Annotated in this window: 16 protein-coding genes; 12 read left to right on the forward strand and 4 right to left on the reverse strand. The window is 58.9% G+C overall.

Going from position 1 to position 16,252, the window contains the following annotated elements:
* Nucleotides 1-306: 306 nt before the first annotated feature.
* Nucleotides 307-1,365 carry a DNA polymerase IV gene (dinB, locus tag QWI18_RS20295; RefSeq protein ID WP_369319703.1) on the forward strand — a complete coding sequence of 353 codons (1,059 nt, stop codon included), beginning with the start codon at nt 307-309 and terminating at the stop codon, nt 1,363-1,365.
* Between the two features lie 17 nt (nt 1,366-1,382).
* On the opposite strand, the gene QWI18_RS20300 is transcribed toward dinB, so the two are convergent.
* From QWI18_RS20300 to QWI18_RS20310, 3 genes are all read right to left on the reverse strand, one after another.
* On the reverse strand, nt 1,383-2,339 hold the full coding sequence (locus QWI18_RS20300) for a hypothetical protein (RefSeq protein WP_296306194.1): 957 nt from the start codon (nt 2,337-2,339) through the stop codon (nt 1,383-1,385).
* Between the two features lie 83 nt (nt 2,340-2,422).
* On the reverse strand, nt 2,423-4,138 hold the full coding sequence (locus QWI18_RS20305) for a proline--tRNA ligase (protein WP_369319704.1): 1,716 nt from the start codon (nt 4,136-4,138) through the stop codon (nt 2,423-2,425).
* A gap of 173 nt (nt 4,139-4,311) precedes the next feature.
* Nucleotides 4,312-5,658 carry an OprD family porin gene (locus tag QWI18_RS20310; protein ID WP_065989754.1) on the reverse strand — a complete coding sequence of 449 codons (1,347 nt, stop codon included), beginning with the start codon at nt 5,656-5,658 and terminating at the stop codon, nt 4,312-4,314.
* A gap of 981 nt (nt 5,659-6,639) precedes the next feature.
* Here QWI18_RS20310 and QWI18_RS20315 point away from each other — a divergent pair.
* Both QWI18_RS20315 and QWI18_RS20320 read left to right on the forward strand, forming a co-directional pair.
* Nucleotides 6,640-7,065 (forward strand): HIT domain-containing protein, encoded by a 426-nt coding sequence (locus tag QWI18_RS20315; protein WP_369319705.1) that lies wholly within the window; start codon nt 6,640-6,642, stop codon nt 7,063-7,065.
* Between the two features lie 2 nt (nt 7,066-7,067).
* The gene (locus tag QWI18_RS20320; RefSeq protein ID WP_133772807.1) at nt 7,068-7,274 is read left to right on the forward strand and encodes a SlyX family protein; all 207 of its coding nucleotides are present in this window, start codon (nt 7,068-7,070) and stop codon (nt 7,272-7,274) included.
* Nucleotides 7,275-7,349: 75 nt separating this feature from the next.
* Here QWI18_RS20320 and QWI18_RS20325 read toward each other — a convergent pair whose 3' ends face one another.
* Nucleotides 7,350-7,955 (reverse strand): cold-shock protein, encoded by a 606-nt coding sequence (locus QWI18_RS20325; protein WP_065989747.1) that lies wholly within the window; start codon nt 7,953-7,955, stop codon nt 7,350-7,352.
* Between the two features lie 425 nt (nt 7,956-8,380).
* On the opposite strand from QWI18_RS20325, the gene QWI18_RS20330 reads away from it, so the two are divergent.
* From QWI18_RS20330 to tolQ, 9 genes are all read left to right on the forward strand, one after another.
* Complete coding sequence (locus QWI18_RS20330; protein ID WP_037014103.1) at nt 8,381-8,854, forward strand: Dps family protein; 474 nt, start codon at nt 8,381-8,383, stop codon at nt 8,852-8,854.
* Between the two features lie 436 nt (nt 8,855-9,290).
* Nucleotides 9,291-9,638, forward strand: a complete 348-nt coding sequence (locus QWI18_RS20335) for a ribbon-helix-helix domain-containing protein (RefSeq protein ID WP_065989744.1) — start codon at nt 9,291-9,293, stop codon at nt 9,636-9,638.
* A 262-nt stretch (nt 9,639-9,900) separates the two neighbouring features.
* Complete coding sequence (gene aspS, locus QWI18_RS20340) at nt 9,901-11,676, forward strand: aspartate--tRNA ligase (protein WP_065989742.1); 1,776 nt, start codon at nt 9,901-9,903, stop codon at nt 11,674-11,676.
* A 138-nt stretch (nt 11,677-11,814) separates the two neighbouring features.
* Nucleotides 11,815-12,561, forward strand: a complete 747-nt coding sequence (locus tag QWI18_RS20345) for a YebC/PmpR family DNA-binding transcriptional regulator (RefSeq protein ID WP_369319706.1) — start codon at nt 11,815-11,817, stop codon at nt 12,559-12,561.
* A gap of 124 nt (nt 12,562-12,685) precedes the next feature.
* Nucleotides 12,686-13,210, forward strand: coding sequence for a crossover junction endodeoxyribonuclease RuvC (gene ruvC, locus QWI18_RS20350; protein ID WP_065989739.1), 525 nt, complete (start codon nt 12,686-12,688; stop codon nt 13,208-13,210).
* A gap of 61 nt (nt 13,211-13,271) precedes the next feature.
* A complete protein-coding gene (gene ruvA / locus QWI18_RS20355; protein ID WP_065989737.1) occupies nt 13,272-13,880 on the forward strand; it encodes a Holliday junction branch migration protein RuvA in 609 nt (202 codons plus the stop codon).
* Complete coding sequence (gene ruvB / locus QWI18_RS20360; protein ID WP_065989736.1) at nt 13,881-14,936, forward strand: Holliday junction branch migration DNA helicase RuvB; 1,056 nt, start codon at nt 13,881-13,883, stop codon at nt 14,934-14,936. It begins immediately after the preceding gene.
* 137 nt (nt 14,937-15,073) lie between these two features.
* Nucleotides 15,074-15,544 carry a tol-pal system-associated acyl-CoA thioesterase gene (gene ybgC / locus QWI18_RS20365; protein ID WP_369319707.1) on the forward strand — a complete coding sequence of 157 codons (471 nt, stop codon included), beginning with the start codon at nt 15,074-15,076 and terminating at the stop codon, nt 15,542-15,544.
* On the forward strand, nt 15,534-16,229 hold the full coding sequence (gene tolQ / locus QWI18_RS20370) for a protein TolQ (RefSeq protein ID WP_037014076.1): 696 nt from the start codon (nt 15,534-15,536) through the stop codon (nt 16,227-16,229). The genes ybgC and tolQ overlap by 11 nt, the downstream gene beginning before the upstream one ends.
* Nucleotides 16,230-16,252: the final 23 nt, after the last annotated feature.

Genomic DNA, 16,252 nt, shown 5'->3' on the forward strand with positions numbered 1-16,252 from the left:
GGAGCCGGATTTGAACCGACGACCTTCGGGTTATGAGCCCGACGAGCTACCAGACTGCTCCATCCCGCGTCTGTGTGGCGGCATTCTACAGAGGATCGCCGGGGTGTCAAGCAATCGGCAGAAAAAAATGCTTTTTCTTCAAGCGGTTAGCGTGGCGGGTGGGACGGATATCGGTGGCGCGCCTCGGTTTAGGGGTATTTTGGCTGGTTGGGTGGCGCGCACATTCCGTGGGGAGCGAGGCTTATTAAGTGTCAGAAAGTCGCGTGAATGAGATACTGCGCGACCGTTTTCCTACGACCCCATGTGATGCCGCAGCGCAAAATCATCCATATCGACTGTGATTGCTTCTACGCCGCGATTGAGATGCGCGATGACCCGCGCCTGGCCGGCAAGCCCCTTGCAGTGGGTGGGTCGGCAGAACGGCGGGGTGTGATCGCCACCTGCAACTATGAGGCCCGGGCCTACGGCATTCGCTCCGCGATGTCATCCCGTCATGCGCTGACACTGTGCCCGGACCTCACCATCGTCAAACCGAGGATGGACGCCTATAAAGAAGCATCGAAAGAGATCCAGACGATCTTCCGCGACTACACCGACCTGATCGAGCCGCTGTCGCTGGATGAGGCTTATCTGGATGTCACGGAATGCGAGCACTTTGCGGGCAGCGCGACGCGCATCGCCCAGGACATTCGGCGGCGGGTCTCCAATCAGCTGCACATCACGGTTTCCGCCGGCGTTGCCCCGAACAAGTTTCTGGCCAAGATCGCCAGCGACTGGAAAAAGCCCAACGGTCTGTTCGTGATCACGCCTGATCAGATCGAAGACTTCGTCGCCCAGTTGCCGGTGTCCAAATTGCACGGTGTCGGCAAAGTCACCGCGGACAAGCTTGGCCGCCTCGGCATCATCACCTGCACCGATCTACGCGGCTGGAGCAAGTTGTCGCTGGTGCGGGAATTCGGCTCGTTCGGCGAGCGGCTGTGGAATCTGGCCCATGGTGTGGATGAGCGTCCCGTGCAGAACGACAATCGGCGGCAGTCGGTCAGCGTCGAAAACACCTACGACACCGATCTGCCGGACCTCGCCAGTTGTTTGCTGATGCTGCCGGCGTTGCTGGAAACGTTGAACGACCGCATCGGTCGGATCGACAGCCTCTACCGCCCCGGCAAGCCGTTCGTGAAGGTCAAGTTTCACGACTTCACCCAAACGACGCTGGAACAGGCGGGGGCAGGGCGCGACTTGAACAGTTACGAGCAACTGCTGACCCAGGCGTTCGCACGCGGTGGCAAGCCGGTGCGATTGCTGGGAATCGGCGTGCGTCTGCATGACCTTCGGGCTGCCCATGAACAGCTGGAGTTGTTCAGCTGAGGCTGGTTCAGGCCAGGTTATTCGCCGCCCGGCGGCACTGCGACCAGTCGACCGGCGTCTTTTGCCAGTGACCGAAGGAATTCGTGCTGCAGCTGCGGATCGTTGCGGGTCAGCTCGATCAATGACTGTTCCAGCTCACTGGCTTCTTCTTCCAGGCCCAGCTCTGACAGACGCTTGACGCGATGCACCCACTGGCTGACTTCGTCGTCTTCCAGATCGTCGTAAATCAGGTCGTGGGCTTCAATCAGCTTGCCGCGCAGTGATTTGCTCAACGGCAGCGTGGCAGTTGCCTGGACGTTGCTCTGATCATCCTGAACCTTGATGTTCAACTGGGTGACATAACTCAGGTTCTGCTCGGCGAACGGGCTGTCCAGCAGATTCACCCGCAGCACGCCGTTTCGGTCCGTATTCAGCTCGTGGGCCTCTTTGCCCGCAGTGACTTCAACCGGCGCTTCACTCCACGGCAGGCTCGAATGCTCGACGCGATGATCGCGCTGCACCTCGTCGATACCGGCCAGGTTCTGTTGAGCGCGTCCATGGGAGGGCGCATTCATGAACGGGTTGACGCCCGCGACCCCGTAAGTGAGCCAGTCCTTGGTGACGCTGTCCGGCAGGCTGCCGAACGTCAGTACGTTGACCACGTTGGCGCCGACGCCCGCGACGATGGCCACGGCGCCCAGGGGGATTTCATAGACTTCCCGCCAAGGCTGATACGGCGTGTACCGGTCGTAGTGGCGGGTGACTTCGAATTCAGTGATGTCGAAGGTTTTCAGCTCGTGGACGCGTATCCGGCGCTGGGGCAATTCCAGCGTCTTGGGCTCGCCAAGGTCGACCTGAAAACTGTGGTCGAGCAATTTGCGCTCGACACGTTCTTCATGCTCGCTGCGCTGGGACAGATGATTGGCACAGCCGCCGAGAACCAGGCTGGTGCACAACACAGTGCCCGCGAGACGTGAGGTATTTCGCTTGAACATGAGATCTCTAGGTGCAGGTAAGGCGCATCGCAGAGGCGTGGCGGATGAAAGCGCGCCTGCACAATCGCAGGCGCGCCATCCGGTCAGCGCTTGATCCGGTCCTTGATGAAAGACAACACATCGGCAACAGGCAGGGCCTGCGCTTCGGCTTCGGTGCGGCTCTTGTATTCGAGGTTGCCCTCGGCAAGGCCACGGTCACTGACCACGATGCGATGCGGAATGCCGATCAGTTCCATGTCGGCGAACTTGATCCCCGGGCTGGTCTTCTTGTCGCGATCGTCCAGCAGCACTTCGAAGCCCGCCGCCGTCAGTTCGGCGTACAGCTTGTCGGTTGCCTCTTTGACCGCATCGGTTTCGTAGCGCAGCGGCACGAGGGCGATCTGGAAAGGCGCGAGCGCGTCGCTCCAGATGATGCCGTTTGCGTCGTTGTTCTGCTCGATCGCAGCCGCCACAACGCGGGACACACCAATGCCGTAGCAACCCATGGTCAGGGTGACCGGCTTGCCGTTCTCGCCCAGCACCTGGCACTTCATCGCGTCGCTGTACTGGGTGCCCAGCTGGAAGATGTGCCCGACTTCGATGCCGCGCTTGATGATCACGTTGCCCTGACCGTCAGGGCTTGGGTCGCCGGCGACGACGTTACGCAGGTCAGCCACGGCCGGAACCGGCAGGTCCCGTTCCCAGTTGACGCCGAAGTAGTGCTTGTCATCAATGTTCGCGCCAATGCCGAAGTCGCTCATCAGTTCCACCGAGCGGTCGATGATGCACGGCAGCGGCAGATTCAGCGGGCCGAGGGAGCCCGCGCCGGCGCCGATGGCGTCACGCAGTTCGGCTTCGGAGGCCATGACCAGCGGGCTGGCGACTTGCTCCAGATTGGACGCCTTGATTTCGTTGAGCTCGTGATCGCCACGGATGATCAGCGCAATCAGCTTGCCTTCCTCGGCAGCATGCACAACGAGGGTCTTGACGGTCTTTTCGATCGGCAGATTGAACTGCTCGACCAGGGCCGCGATGGTCTTGGCGTCGGGGGTGTCGACAAGGCGCAGTTCTTCAGTCGGGGCAGGGCGGCTGGCCTCGCGCGGAATGGCTTCGGCTTTTTCGATGTTGGCGGCGTAGTCGGAGGTGTCGCTGAATACGATGTCGTCTTCGCCGGACTCCGCCAGTACGTGGAACTCATGGGAGCCCGCACCACCAATGGAGCCGTTGTCAGCCACCACAGGGCGGAAGTTCAGGCCCAGGCGGGTAAACACGTTGCAGTACGCCTGATGCATACGGTCGTAGGTTTCCTGAAGGGAATCCTGGGTCGCATGGAAGGAATAGGCGTCCTTCATGATGAATTCGCGGCCGCGCATCAAACCAAAGCGCGGGCGGATTTCGTCACGGAATTTGGTCTGGATCTGGTACATGTTGATCGGCAGCTGTTTATAGCTGTTGAGCTCGTTGCGGGCCAGATCGGTGATGACTTCTTCGTGGGTCGGGCCCGCGCAGAATTCGCGATCATGACGGTCTTTCAGGCGCAACAGCTCAGGGCCGTACTGTTCCCAGCGGCCCGATTCCTGCCAAAGCTCTGCCGGTTGAATGCCCGGCATCAATACTTCCAGCGCGCCCGCTGCGTTCATTTCTTCACGAACCACCGCTTCGACCTTGCGCAATACCCGCAGGCCCATGGGGAGCCAGGTGTAGAGACCGGAGGCAAGTTTGCGAATCATGCCGGCACGAAGCATCAGCTGATGGCTGATCACGACCGCATCGGATGGCGTTTCTTTCTGTGTGGCGAGCAAATATTGACTGGTACGCATGGTCGGCCGTTGTCGGTTGCGGTGACTGGGAAATGACCCGGCATTGTACGGTGGTGGTATCGCTGAGTACAGGCCGGACGGGCGCCGCAAGGGGAGGGATTGTCAACCGTGCGCCCATGAAAAAGCCCGGCGCGAAGGCCGGGCTTTTCGATAACGAGTGTCAGACAGTGCGATTACAGGACCGAAATCGGGTAGTCGACGATCAGACGGAACTCGTTGATATCACCTTCGCCTTCGTCGGCATTGGCGCGGTGCCACGCTTGACGAATACGGAACGACAGGTCTTTGGCCGGGCCAGCTTGAACGACGTATTTGGCCTCGACGTTGGTTTCATGGTGGCTGCCGTCAGCACCATAAAGACCGGTGTAAGAGCTGTTGGATGGAGTATGAGTACCATCAATGTTGGTACCGCTGACGTAACGGGCCATGAAGCTCAGGCCGGCCACACCGTAGGGCGCCATGTTCAGGTCGTAACGACCTTGCCACGATCTCTCGCCCGGGGCGTTGAAGTCGGAGTATTGAATCGAGTTCGCAAGGAAGATCGAGTCGCCGCCTTTATTATTGTCGCCGATACCGATGTAGTCGAACGGCGTATCACCGTTAACTTTCTGGAACGCCAGTGTCAACGTATGCGCAGCCAGGAAGGAGTAAGCAGCCGAGCCCGACCATGCGGTGTTGCTGATAGTGCCAGCTTTGGCACTGCCGGTATCTTTTGTGTTGTAGATGTTGAAGTCGAACGCCAGGGCTTGGTCGTCAGTTAAAGGCAGCGCGTAGTTGATGTTGCCGTAGTACTGGTTCCAAACGTCTTCCAATTTGGCGTAGTAGAAACCAACGCCCAGATTGTCGGTGATGGAGTATTTACCACCGCCGAAGTCGGCAGTTTTCGCTTCCACCGCTGCGTAAGTTGCAAAAATGCCGCCATCATGGCTGGTATCGTTCTGGCTGGTGCCCGAATAGAAATGCCCGGCTTCAACATCGAGACCTTTGATCTCGCTGCTCTGCAGGCTCAGGCCGCTGGCAGTCTGTGGCAACAAGCGAGAGCCACCCACCGCGAACACTGGGTTCTGAGGCTGCATGTCCCCGATCTTGAGTTCGGTTTTGGAAATCCGGAACTTGGCGGCGGCACCGGCTTTGCCGAAGCTGTCGTGGTTGTCGCGGAAGCCGTCGGAATTGGGTGTGGTGTCCAGCGTCAGGTTGCCAGAACCCGAGTGCTTGTCGTCGCCGCTGAGTTTGAAGCCTGCGTAACCAAAGGCGTCGACACCTACGCCGATCAGACCCTGGGTGTAACCCGAAGTGAAGTTGCCCCAGAATCCCTGAGTCCAGTCACGTTGGTCTTTGCGACCTTCGTCGTGCAGGATGTGGCGGTTGAAATAGTAGTTACGAGCCTTAACATCCAGCTTGCTCCCCTCTACAAAACCAGTTGCTTCGGACTGATCGCTTACGAATGCCGCAGCCGATGCCAATTGGGTGCTGGCTGCAGTAACTGCCAGTGCGATTGCGCTCCACTTCATCACTCTCATCGTGACTTTGCTCCTTTGGTTTTTAAGAAGAGTACTGCCGTCCACCTGTTTTTTTATCTGGCCGGCTTCTTTCTTTTTGGTGTCGGCGAAATCTACAACACGCTGACATTATTGGCGATAGTGACAAACCTATCCTTTCAGTTTCTTTACGGCCTTGTCGCCGCCAGCTTTGTCCATGTCGCTACTGAACAGCTCCTGTTTATTCAACCGTGCGCTACCGGGTCACCGTGGACGCTGAATTCATTCAACACTCATCGAATCCAGCCGCTCCAGCTACCTTGTCAAACGACGCTGAGTCCGTTCGGGTCCGGCCTGTCTTTCGACGCGCTCGTCTTCAAGCTTGTGTGTGACAGAGCAACAACCGTGCACAAAATTTCGACGAACATGAAAAAAATGTCGAAAGCGGTGAGGAAACATTCGATGTAGCCCTTAACCCACTGAATTAAAACGATAAAAATATTTTAGATAGCCTGCTTTGTAACATCAGTTGCCTTGAGGATAACGCGCGCAAATGTCACTGGCGTTACCTGTTACCCCTCCGGAGTGGGTAAATCGCGGATAGCTGTCACATATTCGCGCCTCATCTGAGTCTTTTTGGTGCGTCGTCCGGCGAAGTTGCCTGCGTTTGGTTCTCTCGGATCGGAGTCGGCTTGATGCCAGGCGTTATGCCGGTAGGGTCAGTGTCTAAAATTGAGCGTGAGGCCCGAGTTCAAAGGGTTCGTCCGAAATCCGGTGCTTGATTTGCAGCGATCAACGCGGGCCTTGATCTGCTTCATGAGCGTGCGCTGCGGTTTTTTATGCGCGCTTATGGTGCGAGGCGGGGGCGTACTGCTCGCCGATCAACACCAAATCCGCAAAATGCCTTGAACCGCACTGCCAGATGAATCATGCGGAATTCACGAGTATCCTTCCGTCTCCCACGACCTCCATCGGGCCGGTGACTTGGCTCGATAAATCTAATCGGCGATCAGGAGTATCAACGTGTTTGATCTGGATCCGCGCTTGCTGCAAGACACACTGCCGATTGGCGATTTCCCGCTGTGCACGCTGCTGCTGTCCAATGATTCCAATTACCCATGGTTCATCCTGGTGCCAAAGCGTCCGGACATCAGTGAAGTGTTTCAGCTTTCAGAGACGGAGCAGGCCCAGTTGTGGAGGGAAACCACCTACCTCTCGGCCATACTTGATCGTACTTTCAAGGCTGACAAAATGAACGTTGCTGGCTTGGGTAATGTGGTCAATCAGCTGCATATGCACGTCATTGTTCGCCGGGTCGGCGACGCGGCGTGGCCTGCGCCGGTGTGGGGCAAGCACCCCGCCAAGCCTTACTCGGCGGAGGAGGTGGCCCGGATTACCACGCTGTTGAAGCCGGAATTGACCGAAGCATTCACCTTTAAGGAGGACTGACCATGGATCTCGAATCTCGGGTCATGGAGCTGGAAAGTCGACTGGCTTTTCAGGACGATACGATTCAGGCCCTCAACGACGTATTGGTTGCCCAGCAGCGCAGCCTTGATCGTCTGGAATTACAGATCGCCGCCCTGATCAAGCGTCAGGAGGAAATGGGCGGGCAGGGCGACGGCTTTGCTGAAGACTCGCGTCCCCCTCACTATTAAGGGAAAGGGCGCTAAGGGCAGGAATTTCAGCCAAAAAAACCGCGCCTGTGAGCGCGGTTTTTTTTTGCGGCGACGTTAACGGCGCGGGAGCGCAGCGATGACGTCTTCCGCTTGCAGGCCTTTGTCGCGGTTCATCACCGAAAACTCGACACGCTGGCCTTCGACCAGAACGCGGTGACCTTCACCGCGGATAGCGCGAAAGTGCACGAAGATATCATCGCCCGAATCACGGGAAATGAATCCGAAGCCTTTGGATGTGTTGAACCACTTTACCGTGCCGGTATCGCGGTTGCCCAAGTCCTGAGACTGCGCGGCGGGCGCGGGAGAGGAGCGATAAAAGCTGACAGCCAGGTGCAATGCCACGGCAACCACGACAGCGAGCAGACTGACCAGAACGGCCGGTTGGCCGGCGATGGTTTCAAGTGGAACGACCAGCGTGAGGATTTGAAGCACGACGGCCAGCACGAGCAAGCCGCTGACCAGGTTTTGCAGTTGATGACGTGGACCTTTATTCCAGTAGGGAATCACTGGCGCGAGCACCAGGTTGATGAGGCCGAAGAGCGCCAGGTACAGCGCATCCGGTTGGGACAGGTAAGAAGACAGCGCTTCACTACGCAGGCTGGGGATGAAAGACAGCAGCAGGGCAGCTGCGCCCGTTAGCAGGTGGACTATTTTCAACATTTCGATGACTCACATTAAGATGGATCACAAGGAAATAGCGGGTGACCTTCGGTACGCTTCGGGAAAAAAGGGAGGCGTGATGCACGAGTGTCGGTCCTGCCTATGCACTGCCGCCGGACGGCACTTTGGTGGCAGCGCGTCTGTATTTAACAGCAAAGCCGAGAGCTACTCAAATCAAGCGCTTAGCGCCCGTGCAGGCGGATGATTGCCGCCGTATGCCGGTTTTTTTTGATTGCGATCAAAAGCTCGTTCCAGAGCGGCCGCCATAAACAAACCGTTACGCCCATCGTTGCTATTAAATGAAGCGGGTCTGACCGCGGCCGTCGTGGCCGAACTAATCCCGACAGATGGCTGCGCAGGGTCAATGGTCTTGGTAGAGTGGTCGGCAGTCGTTTGAAAAAAACCATCATAGAAGAGGGCTGAACATGGCAATCGATATCGGCATCAGCGAAGAAGACCGCAAGTCCATCGTGGACGGTCTTTCCCGCCTGCTGGCAGACACCTACGTGTTGTATCTGAAAACCCATAACTTTCACTGGAACGTGACTGGCCCGGCTTTCCGTACGCTGCACCTGATGTTTGAAGAGCAATACAACGAACTGGCGCTGGCGGTGGATCAGATCGCTGAACGTATCCGCGCACTGGGATTCCCGGCCCCGGGTACCTATTCGACCTATGCACGTTTGTCGTCGATCAAGGAAGAAGAGGGCGTACCTGCGGCCGAGGACATGATTCGTTCGCTGGTTCAGGGGCAGGAAGCGGTCACCCGTACGGCACGGGGCATCTTTCCGTTGCTGGACAAAGTGAGCGACGAGCCAACGGCGGACTTGCTCACCCAGCGCATGCAAGTGCATGAGAAAACGGCCTGGATGCTGCGCTCGATGCTGGAAACCCAGTAACCAGACACGCAGTAAGCGACAACTGATCAACGAAACACAGGCGCGGGCAACGTAACGAGTGCCCGCCCCGCACTGCCGCTACCCGCCTCGCACGACTGTCCCCTCCTGATTCATCCTCTGTGTCAAATCCATCCGCTCATCGCGCTCATCTGTATAACGCATTCGCCGGGTTTTTCGAGTCGGGCTGACTGCAGTCGTCGGCTAAACGGGACGAAATAAATCGGCAAAAAATACATATCTAACACCCCGAGGGAGATAGGGTCTGGGCCGTTTGCCGCCTCTCGAAAATCACCCCTGCAGCGTGGCGATCTCCTACAGGTTCAGAGTGCTCCTTCTGCTGGTTGCGCCTTTTGGAATACGGCTTGATAGACACCTCTTTTCAACTGATTGCGAAGGTGCCGATGCCAAATCCGTAATCGCAACAAGGGGGACCTGCATGAACCTGAATACTGCCCGAGAGGGATGGGAGCCGACCCAGTGTCTGAACGCCCGGGGCGACCCTTTTATCGAAAATTTCAACATGAGCCTCGCCCAGCCGCACGCCAGATCGGTGAGGCTCAATGGGCTGGCCACGTGCCTGCGACTTGAGGAGGTGTACTGGAATATTCTGTCCGAAATGGCCCGATTCAACGATTGCTCCATCAATGCCGTGCTGTCCTACGTCGATCGCGAGGTTCACCTGCGTTACGGCGGCGTCAAGAACTTCAGCGGTCTGATCCGCGTCGTGTGCGTAGCGCACGTATTGAGTGCCGAGGGCTTGCGGTTGACGCCGTCCCCGACATGACCTGATTTCAGCGGGCCCGTTGCGGCGGGCCTGCATTCGCTGGCGGCACCGCGCCATCCACGCGCCGCGCCGACATCTTCTTGCCCGGTATCGGGCTGCGCGGCTGCACAGCGATGATTATCCCTATATAATCCCCCGCCTTACTGTGGAAGGCAGGAACTGACCGTCAGGTCGGACTGCATGCCAAAGCTTGCGCACCCTTGCACCGGCGACGGGCGAAAGCTCCATCGAATTCCGAATTACGAGAAGTGAACACACGATCATGATGCGCAGCCATTATTGCGGCCAACTGAACGAGAGCCTGGAAGGTCAGGAAATTACCCTTTGCGGATGGGTCCATCGCCGTCGCGACCACGGGGGGGTGATTTTCCTCGACATTCGCGATCGTGAAGGTCTGGCCCAAGTGGTTTTCGATCCGGATCGTGCTGACACCTTCGCCATCGCCGACCGTGTTCGCAGTGAATACGTGGTCAAGTTGACCGGTAAAGTGCGCGCGCGTCCTGCCGGCGCCGTCAACCCGAACATGGCGTCGGGCGCAATCGAAGTGCTGGGCTACGAGCTCGAAGTGCTCAACGAGTCGGAAACCCCGCCGTTCCCGCTCAATGAATACTCCGACGTCGGCGAAGAAACCCGCCTGCGTTATCGCTTCATCGACCTGCGTCGTCCGGAGATGGCTGAAAAGCTGCGTCTTCGCTCGCGTATTACCTCGAGCATCCGTGGCTTCCTGGACGGCAACGGCTTCCTGGATGTCGAGACGCCGATCCTCACCCGCGCCACGCCCGAAGGCGCCCGTGACTATCTGGTTCCAAGCCGCACCCATGCGGGCAGCTTCTTCGCCCTGCCGCAATCGCCTCAGCTGTTCAAACAACTGCTGATGGTTGCCGGTTTCGACCGTTACTACCAGATCGCCAAGTGCTTCCGCGACGAAGACCTGCGTGCCGATCGTCAGCCTGAGTTCACTCAGATCGACATCGAGACCAGCTTCCTCAACGAAGAGGACATCATGGGCATCACCGAGACCATGATCCGCAAGCTCTTCAAGGAAGTGCTGGATGTGGAGTTCGACGACTTCCCGCACATGACCTTCGAAGAGGCCATGCGCCGCTACGGCTCCGACAAGCCGGACCTGCGCAACCCGCTGGAGCTGGTTGACGTTGCCGATCAGCTTCAGGCTGTGGACTTCAAGGTGTTCAGCGGCCCTGCGAACGATCCGAAGTGCCGTGTCACGGCGCTGCGCGTTCCCGGCGGCGCAAGCATGCCGCGCAGCAAGATCGACGAGTACACCAAGTTCGTTGGCATCTACGGCGCCAAAGGTCTGGCCTACATCAAGGTCAACGAGCGCGCCAAGGGCGTCGAAGGCCTGCAGTCCCCGATCGTCAAGAACATCCCGGAAGCCAACCTCAACGTGATCCTTGATCGCGTGGGTGCAGTGGACGGCGACATCGTGTTCTTCGGCGCTGACAAGTTCAAAATCGTCAGCGAAGCACTGGGCGCTTTGCGCATCAAGCTGGGCCACGACCTGAACCTGCTCACCTGTGAGTGGGCACCGATGTGGGTCGTTGACTTCCCGATGTTCGAAGAGAACGACGACGGCAGCTTCTCCGCGCTGCACCACCCTTTCACCGCGCCGAAATGCTCCCCTGAAGAGCTCGAAGCCAACCCTGCGACGGCGCTGTCCCGCGCCTACGACATGGTGTTGAACGGCACTGAGCTGGGCGGCGGTTCGATCCGTATCCACCGCAAGGAAATGCAGCAGGCCGTGTTCCGTCTGTTGGGTATTTCCGAAGACGAACAGCAAGAGAAGTTCGGCTTCCTGCTCGATGCGCTGAAGTACGGCGCGCCGCCCCACGGTGGTCTGGCGTTCGGTCTGGATCGTCTGGTCATGCTGATGACCGGCGCTCAGTCCATTCGTGAAGTCATTGCCTTCCCGAAAACCCAGAGCGCTGCGGACGTGATGACCCAGGCGCCGGGCGTGGTTGATGCCAAGGCATTGCGTGAGCTGCACATCCGCCTGCGCGAGACGCCGAAGGCCGAGTAAGCCGTGTAGACAAGGGCTCGGCGGACCGACCATTCGGTCCGCCCTGATCCCCGCCCATTCCGGGCACAGATTCGAGTGAAGCGTCTGCGTGTGAGCGATCAAGCGCGGGCGTGCGTGTTTCAAGGTTTGGAGCGTGTTATGGCTGGTCATTCCAAGTGGGCGAACATCAAGCACCGCAAAGAGCGTCAGGATGCCAAGAAAGGCAAGATCTTCACCAAGTGGATCCGCGAGCTGACCGTCGCTGCCCGTCAGGGCGGTGGTGATCCGGCGTCGAACCCGCGTCTGCGTCTGGCGCAGGACAAGGCCCTCGGCGCGAACATGAGCCGCGATATCATCGACCGCGCCATCGCTCGTGGCGCCGGTGCGGCCGATGCCGATGACATGATCGAACTGGGCTACGAAGGTTACGGCCCCGGCGGCGTCGCGGTCATGGTCGAAACCATGACCGATAACCGCAACCGGACCGCGGCTGCCGTACGCCATGCGTTCAGCAAATGCGGTGGCAACCTGGGGACTGACGGTTCGGTGTCCTATCTGTTCGAGCGCAAGGGGCAGATATCCTTTGCACCGGGCGTTGATGAAGACGCGCTGATCGAAGCTGCCATGGAAGCGGACGCTGACGACGTGGTGACCCACGAAGACGGCTCCATTGACGTGTTTACCTCGTTCTCCAGTTTCTACGCTGTGCGCAATGCGCTGGAAGCCGCTGGTTTCACGCCCGCCGATGCGGAAATCGTGATGCAACCGACCACCAGTGCGGTGCTCGATCTGGAAATGGCGGAGAAGGTCCTCAAGCTGATCGATATGCTGGAAGACCTGGACGACGTGCAGAACGTCTATTCCAATGCAGAAATCCCGGACGAGGTACTGGAGCAGCTTGGCTGATCCTTCGCCCGCTCGGACTTGAGGCCGGAGCGCACGAAGCGTTGATGATCAACGCTATCGGCCTCCGGCTTCTGCCTTTATGCTGCGTCCAATTGTTCGCGTTACCTCTCAAGCTGCAGGCGTTATGACTCTTATTTTAGGTATCGACCCCGGTTCACGAATTACCGGGTTTGGCGTGGTGCGTGATACCGGGCGTGGCTGCGAGTACGTGGCCTCGGGTTGCATTCGTACGGGCACAGGCTTGCTTCATGAACGGCTGCAGATTGTGTACCGCGGCGTGCGCGAGGTCATTCAGACGTACGGCCCGGTGACCATGGGCATCGAAAAGGTGTTTATGGCGCGTAACCCCGACTCGGCCTTGAAGCTGGGTCAGGCCCGCGGTGCCGCTATTGTTGCGGGCGCCGAAGAGGGGCTGGAGATCGCCGAGTACACTGCGACCCAGGTCAAGCAGGCCGTCGCCGGAACAGGCGGTGCCAACAAGGATCAGGTGATGATGATGGTGATGCATCTGCTCAAGCTGACCACCAAGCCTCAGGTGGATGCTTCGGATGCACTGGCAATTGCCATGTGTCACGCGCATACCCGATCCAGCCTCATCCCTCACGGCCTGAACACCGCGCGCAGTCGTGGCGGTCGTCTGCGGCTCTGATGGCATTATTTGCGTTAGCACGGCCCGTCGCAGCGACGGGCATCTGGAAAGGATTTGATTCGTGATTGGACGTCTACGCGGTACGTTGGTCGAGAAGCAGCCGCCGCATCTGGTACTGGATGTCAACGGCGTGGGTTATGAAGTCGAAGTGCCCATGACCACGCTTTATCGCCTGCCTCATCTGGGCGAAACCGTGACGCTGCACATCCATCTGGTGGTCCGCGAGGACGCGCACCTGTTGTTCGGGTTCTACGAGAAGCGTGACCGCGAGATGTTCCGCGAGCTGATTCGTCTGAACGGGGTCGGACCAAAGCTGGCGCTGGCCCTCATGTCGACGCTGGAAGTGGATGAGTTGGTGCGCTGTGTCCAGGCGCAGGACACCTCCGCGCTGACCCGCGTCCCGGGCGTTGGCAAGAAGACCGCCGAGCGTCTGTTGGTTGAACTGAAAGATCGCTTCAAGGCGTGGGATTCGCTGCCGGGCACCTTCGCCCTGGTATCGGACGGACCAGGCGCGCCGATGGCAGTGGCGACGGCGGAGTCGGATGCAGTCAGCGCCTTGATTTCCCTGGGCTACAAACCCCAGGAAGCGAGCAAGGCAGTGACCGCGATCAAGGACAAGAATCTCAGCAGCGAAGACCTCATTCGCCGCGCATTGAAGGGGATGCTGTAAGTGATAGATGCCGACCGTCTGATCGCCGCCACCGGGCGTGACCGTGACGAGCAACTGGACCGTGCCATCCGGCCGCTGAGCCTGGCCGACTACATTGGTCAGCCTACCGTGCGTGAGCAGATGGAGCTGTTCATCCAGGCGGCGCGCGGGCGCAGTGAAGCGCTGGACCACACGCTGATCTTCGGTCCGCCGGGCCTGGGTAAAACCACGCTGGCGCATATCATCGCGCAGGAAATGGGCGTTTCGATCAAGAGCACGTCGGGGCCCGTGCTCGAACGGCCGGGTGATCTTGCGGCGATTCTCACCAATCTTGAGCCGCACGACGTGCTGTTCATCGACGAAATCCACCGTCTGTCTCCCATTGTCGAGGAAGTGCTGTACCCGGCAATGGAAGATTTCCAGCTAGACATTATGATCGGTGAGGGCCCTGCGGCACGCTCCATCAAGCTCGACCTGCCGCCGTTCACGCTGGTGGGGGCGACCACCCGTGCGGGCATGCTGACCAATCCGCTGCGTGACCGCTTCGGTATCGTGCAGCGTCTTGAGTTCTATAGCACCGCGGATCTGGCCACAATCGTGTCGCGCTCGGCGAAAATTCTCGGGCTGTACATTGAGGACGAAGGCGCATTCGAGATTGCCCGCCGTGCACGGGGCACGCCACGGATCGCCAACCGGCTGCTGCGTCGGGTGCGGGATTTCGCCGAGGTGCGCGCCAAAGGCGAGATCACCAAGGCGATTGCGGACCTCGCGCTGAACCTGCTGGACGTCGACGAACGCGGTTTCGATCATCAGGACCGGCGCTTGCTGCTGACGATGATCGAGAAGTTCGATGGCGGGCCGGTCGGGGTGGACAACCTTGCGGCGGCGATCAGCGAAGAACGACACACAATTGAAGACGTGCTGGAGCCCTATTTGATTCAGCAAGGCTATATGATGCGCACACCTCGCGGCCGCATGGTCACGCGGCATGCGTACCTGCACTTCGGTCTGAACATTCCCTCGCGGATGGGCGACCGGGCAGTGATGGATGAACCCGTCGAAGACCCTGACGAATAAATGCACAATTGACCGATTTATTCGGGTGATTGAGGGTCTGAAGGGCAGTCACCGCTAAGTGATGTGACGCGGGCAGTAAAAACGATGAAAAACAGTTGCCTGGCCGGATTGGCAACCTGGGGAGTAAGCACTAGAGTATGCGCGCGCAAAACGGGGCTCAGTCGTTCGCACATCGTTGTCGCGTTTATTACGAGGACACCGATGCCGGCGGCATCGTTTACTACGTCAATTACCTGAAATTCATGGAGCGGGCTCGAACCGAGCGACTGCGGGAACTGGGCTTTGCCCAATCCGCAATGGCGGGTGTCGATAACCTGTTGTTCGTCGTGCATTCAAGCGAGGCTCGATACCACAAGCCCGCGCGGCTGGACGACGAACTGCTGATCAGCGCCGAAGTAATCGAATTGAACCGCGCCAGCCTGCGCTTTCAGCAACAGGTTAGGCGGGCTGCGGATGATGTACTGCTCTGCGAAGGGCAGTTTTTGGTGGCGTGTGTGCGCGCCGACAGTTTGAAACCCCGGGCCATTCCCGAAGCTCTGCGCACGGCCTTTGCCGGGCAGGGCGGCGCGGGTACACATTCAGAGCAGGAGATACAGCGTGGAAGCTAACGTCGTCGACCATTCCTCCATGTGGAGTTTGGTCAGCAATGCCAGCGTGGTTGTACAGTTGGTGATGCTGATCCTGGTGGCCGCCTCGGTCACCTCGTGGATCATGATTTTTCAGCGCAGCGCCATGCTGCGCGCCGGTCGTCGCGCATTGGACAGCTTCGAGGAGCGCTTCTGGTCAGGTATCGATCTGTCCAAGCTCTACCGTCAGGCCGGCAGCAATCCGGACCCGGACTCCGGCGTAGAGCAGATCTTCCGCGCGGGCTTCAAGGAATTCTCCCGTCTGCGTCAGCAGGCTGGCGTCGATCCGGATGCCGTCATGGAAGGTGTTGCACGTGCCATGCGCGTCGCGATCTCCCGTGAAGAAGAGAAACTCGAGCAGAGCCTGCCCTTCCTGGCAACCGTGGGTTCCACCAGCCCGTACATCGGTCTGTTCGGTACCGTCTGGGGCATCATGAACTCCTTCCGCGGCCTCGCCACTGCGCAACAAGCCACTCTGGCCACGGTTGCACCGGGTATCGCCGAAGCGCTGATCGCCACTGCCATCGGCCTGTTCGCCGCGATTCCTGCGGTCATCGCTTACAACCGTTTCGCCGCTCGTGGCGAGAACCTGATCGGTCGTTACTACACATTCGCCGACGAGTTCCAGGCGATCCTGCACCGTAAAGTGCACACCAGCGAAGAATAAGCAGGTATTTCCCAATGGCTTTA

Source organism: Pseudomonas sp. W2Oct36, assembly GCF_041060465.1.
Taxonomy (GTDB): domain Bacteria; phylum Pseudomonadota; class Gammaproteobacteria; order Pseudomonadales; family Pseudomonadaceae; genus Aquipseudomonas; species Aquipseudomonas graminis_B.